The organism is Novipirellula sp. (assembly GCF_041583735.1).
Classification (GTDB): domain Bacteria; phylum Planctomycetota; class Planctomycetia; order Pirellulales; family Pirellulaceae; genus Novipirellula.
On record NZ_JBFHFD010000663.1, the window covers coordinates 1 to 4,780 of the forward strand.

The 4,780-nt window shown below is 54.3% G+C and carries 5 protein-coding genes; all 5 read right to left on the minus strand.

Annotated elements, in window-relative coordinates; all coding sequences use genetic code 11:
• Positions 1 to 95 precede the first annotated feature (95 nt).
• Positions 96 to 1,250 carry a type II secretion system F family protein gene (locus ABX962_RS30465; RefSeq protein WP_372725204.1) on the minus strand — a complete coding sequence of 385 codons (1,155 nt, stop codon included), beginning with the start codon at positions 1,248 to 1,250 and terminating at the stop codon, positions 96 to 98.
• Positions 1,247 to 2,041: a hypothetical protein gene (locus ABX962_RS30470; protein WP_372725206.1), complete on the minus strand. Its 795-nt coding sequence runs from the start codon at positions 2,039 to 2,041 to the stop codon at positions 1,247 to 1,249. The genes ABX962_RS30465 and ABX962_RS30470 overlap by 4 nt, the downstream gene beginning before the upstream one ends.
• Positions 2,035 to 2,976, minus strand: a complete 942-nt coding sequence (locus ABX962_RS30475) for a type II secretion system F family protein (RefSeq protein ID WP_372725208.1) — start codon at positions 2,974 to 2,976, stop codon at positions 2,035 to 2,037. Before ABX962_RS30475 ends, ABX962_RS30470 begins: the two co-directional genes overlap by 7 nt.
• Positions 2,977 to 3,188: 212 nt before the next feature.
• The gene (locus ABX962_RS30480) at positions 3,189 to 4,277 is read right to left on the minus strand and encodes a hypothetical protein (RefSeq protein WP_372725210.1); all 1,089 of its coding nucleotides are present in this window, start codon (positions 4,275 to 4,277) and stop codon (positions 3,189 to 3,191) included.
• Positions 4,278 to 4,281: 4 nt separating this feature from the next.
• Positions 4,282 to 4,780: FAD-dependent oxidoreductase (locus ABX962_RS30485; RefSeq protein ID WP_372725212.1), on the minus strand; the 499-nt coding region annotated here is incomplete at its 5' end.

Sequence of the window (4,780 nt, forward strand, 5' to 3'; positions counted from 1 at the left end):
CCAACTTCATCAATGCCACCACGGCTGTAGCGAGCAAGACGAAACAAATCGCTGCTTCCACAATTAGACTGCCGCGACGTCGAGCATGGCGATGACTAGCTGAGCCCATTGATGATCTCCGACAACGATGCGAACAATCCAGCCGCATAAGCAAGCACGAGCAGCCCTAAAATCACAATCACAACGGGGAAAAAGATCCCCAGCAACCAACGGCTGTTGGCGTTGGCATTGCGTACGTTTTGATCGGCAATCGAACGCAACAATTCACTCATCCGTTCAGGCGATGCCCCTGCGATCCATTTGGCTTCGGCTGCCGTCAACCATTTCGCTTGCTGCATCACCGCCGCGATGGAGTGACCAAATTCAAGTCGCACAAAGGCTTGGTGCATTTCATTTCGCTGTGACGCCCAACGCGAGATCGAATGCCCGACACGAATCGCCTGGTCCAGCGGCATGCCCGCGTCAATCGCGTCCGCGAAACCATTGAGCACTTCCGCTTTTCGATTCGCACGATGAGGCAGCATCGGAATCCACTGAGGCAACCGCAATCCAAAAATCCGTCCGCGACTGAGTGCAGGAATGATCATGCCACACAGGATCACTAAACCAACCAAGACCCAACCGGATGCAAAATTAGTTAACAGAACCCCCGAACCTTGCGAGCTAAAACTAAATTCTTCCAGCATTTTCTCGAGGGTCGGTGTGATGAACAACGCTAAGAACGTCAAACAAAGATAGACCATCAAGCTGACTGTGATCAGATAAATGAATTGACCGTACGCAGGAATTTCATTGGAATCAATATCCGACAGTTCGTCGCTGTGCTGGACCCAACGGTCGTGGGAAATGCGTGTTCTTTGCTTCGTTTGGGAATCGGGTCTGCGAACGGTTCGCAATGCAATTGCGGTGGAAAAGACCAGCGACACGCCGGATGCTTCGGCCGCGTGAACCGGATCCTCCCCCGCGCGCAGTCGGTACAAATATTGACGACATTGGTTTCGCAAAGGTCCCGATCGTGAAAACGCAGCCACCACGTTCTCAATATGACCATCATGCCGCTGGACCGAACAGATCATCTCATTGAACGTGCGAGTGGCGTGTTGCCAGCGACGCCGCCGAAAATCTTCAAAGCCCACGATCACTAACGTCGCGAACAAAACGCTAACCGGTGTCGGCAGGACCAATAACAGCAGGACAAAGAAGACGAAGTAGCCAAAAATCCGCAGCCCGGTGGCAAGGTAAGGGTTCATGTCAAGCCTCCGATCATGCTGGACACCGAATACCAGAACCAACCGAGCGTGGTCGACACTGCGATCCAAATCAATCCGCCGGCAACCACGGTTGAGAACAATGGCATCAACTGAGTCAGCAAGACCAAACGGCGATGGGCGACATCGCTGAAATGGTCCGACGCAATTTGCCACTGGCGTTCGGGGCTGACCGTCGCTCCATCGACAATCGCTTCTAACATGGCAGCATCGCCACGTGACCAGGATGTTAAACCGACATTGGACTCGCCTCGCTCTAATCGCCGGATCGTGTCGTTTAACCAAACGTACGCCGTTCCTTGTTTGACGACACTAGCAGCCGCCGTGAACGCTTCGGAATACGTGTACCCGGCCGCCAACAAACGAGACACCGCATCACTTACCGCCGCCCACTGGATCGCCGATTTTGTCGACCGATACCCAGGCAATGCTCCTCGAACAATACCAACCAAGGCAAACCCGATTATCAGCACCGACATCACCACGGTGATATAGGGTACCCACATCACACGCTGTGGCGTCTCGACATCACCGAACAACCCATCGGTGGATGTCGTGAGGACTTTCACATCGATCGAAATTTTGATGGCAACAAGACTTGCAACAATCCCCGATGCAATCACGAACAACCACCCACCGGTGGTTGACCAGATTGCACGCTTAGTCATGTTGCGTCGTTTCTGTTGTCCGTCCAACCACTGCAACACGCTTGCTTCGTGTTGGGTACCAGACGCCATCAACCGCTGTGAAACGGCATCGAGTTTTTTTACCACAACGCCACCTGACGATAGACCGGCCCAATCACCCAAGCGATATAGGAGAACACAAACAAAATCCCGAACGAAACGATCGCAAACCGCGGCACGAAATGCGTCCAAAAATATCGCTGTCGACGTGCTCGTTCATGGTGAATCGTGGCAAGATAGCGAAGACGAGCGACCAGCACCTCTTTGGCCGCGAGCTCTGGAACTTCGATCGTTTCCATGGTGACGGGCGAAAGCATCGATACGATTTCGGGGCTATTCATACTCGGATTCGACAGCGATGAATACGACTTCGCTCCTGCTAACGCCGCGGCACTTTCGATCGCGACATCGTCTGGCACGTCCAGAGCGATCTGGTCGGCCAACGACTCGCAGAACAATCCGAGCCGCACGCTTTTAGGAAACGGAATGCGACTGCGAAAGTAAATCGCCGCAGCAACAATCAGTACAACAAAAACGATCGCGGGCCAAATCCAATAGACCAACAACCATTCACTGAAATGCACCACCGGATCAGGCCAGCGGATATCGGGCGTGTTGTTGCTCAGTACCATTTGCGTCATCAACAGCACGAGCACGGCATAGGCAAGCACCATCAACATCACCGGATACACCCACGCCAATCGAATATTGCGTCGATAATCGGCTTGCTTACGCAGCAAGCGAGCCAGTCGATCCAACAGCCGAGCGTCACCGGTTTGCTCACATGCGCTCACACACGCGGCTACCTGAGCGTGATTCGGCAGCGCTGGCCAGTCGAGTGCCCTCGCGATGGTTTGCCCCTGCTCGAGTTTTTCCGCAATCTCACCCGCCAACCGTCCGACTCGCCCCAGCCGCCCGCGTTCTAATCGGCGAAGTGCGTCTGCCACCGAGACATCGCGACGCATCGCGCTGGCGATTTCTTCCAGCAGAGCAGCGAGTTGAAGCTGAGAAAGTTTTACCACGGGGTAATTCGCCGCATTCACAGACAAGTGGAGGAGGATTCAGTGCCATTACAATAAGCATGTCGCGGAGGCAAAGCAAGCACGCGGGGTGGGTGAAAGGGAAAGGGAAAGGGAAAGTGAGGAGTGAGGAGTGAGGAGTGAGGAGTGAGGAGGTGGGGAAAAGAATGGCGCCGGCCTAAAACATTTCGCAGTGGTTTGGTGGGGCACGTCGCTCAGGAGACCATCTCGGCTAGACGCCGGCTCGATCTTCGTCGCCATATGAATCCGTCCAGGACGTAGTGGGTAATTTGTGGCACGGCCAATAACGGAACCAATGCGATATCGATCCCCTCGATGTTGCCCAAAGCACTGAAAACACTCGATCCCCACAACCACGTTCGCTCTTGCCACATCCCACTGTCCCAGAGCAATTCTTCGGCGTACGCCAGCAACCACACCAGTCCCAAGAACTTTGCAACTCGCGTCGCAGCGACTCGCTTTGGATGAGCGTCAGTGTCATCCGTCTGTCGCCATCGATACCAATAGACCAGCACCATATAGGGCACGCCGTGGATAATCACGTTGGTCACGGTGAACGCGTAATCGGAATTTAGGGTGATGATGCCGACATACCAACACAATGCAGTCGTCAAAACCACGATGTCTTTTCCTGGCGAAAATTGGCCTTTGGCAAATCCACGGTAGCTCGAACGCACCGCGTACGCGATTAATGACAGCCAATACAGCGGCGCAATCCAGGCGGCGATATCCAGTGAAATCGTGGCAAAGTCCCCCTCACGAAACCACCAAAATCGTCTCGGTAAATGGGTGTGCCAGTAAACCAGTGGGTAAATTGTCGCTAAATAAATCACGCTGGCGTCAACCCACCAACCGATCCGACTTGTTTCGCCGCCACGAGAACGATACAGAGCGACCCAGCCATATTGTTGACGAATGAAATGGAAGACCGCCAAATAAGCAAGTGCTCGCCAAAAACCGATCACGCTCTCGCTGTAAATCGCCCAACTGATCCCGAATGCCAACACCGGTGTCAGCCCGTATAGCCAAGGGCGACGACGTAATTCCGCACGATCAAAATAGACTCGAAACCCCGTGGCATAGACATGAGCCACATCGATTAACAAGATCGCGACGATCCAGGCCCACTCGGGCGTGTCCGAGTGCAACCATCCAAACGGAATGCCGATCGCCAACAGCGCAAACGCGACCAGGGCACTCCCTAAAAACGTCAGCAAATCCACGCGTGGCGAAAACAGCCACGGAATCGATCGGCGAAACGCATTTTCGGACACCGTAACCATCCCTCTACAACAGCGACTCGAAGGGATGTTTGCGTTTGGCCAGCACTGTTTCCGCAGCACGCACGCCGTGATAAAAAGCCTCTTCCATCAACGCGACACCGCTCAAATCCGTCCCGGCGAAATGTAGATTGCCGATTGGTTTGGCCGCGTTACGACGTGCCTCACTAAACACAAAACCGGGCCGCGGCTGGATCATCGCGTGCCCCCAACGCATGATGTCGATGCGAGTGATCAACGAGGCGATCTCGGGATGCGGCTGCGACAAGTCCGCCAACACAATTTCGGCCCAGTCCGACCACGTCATCCCTAGTAGCTGCTGGCGTGAAACCTTGTCTTCGTGTGCTGTCATCGGATAGTACCACGTCAACACGGTTGCCCCGTGATCGAGCCCGGTTTGATGGGTCGACGTGACGTAGCCGAGCGATTTGCTTTCGTAAATCACATTGTCCCAACACATTGGCATCCCGTCTTCGTGCGGACGGTCTCGCAGATGAACATTCGCG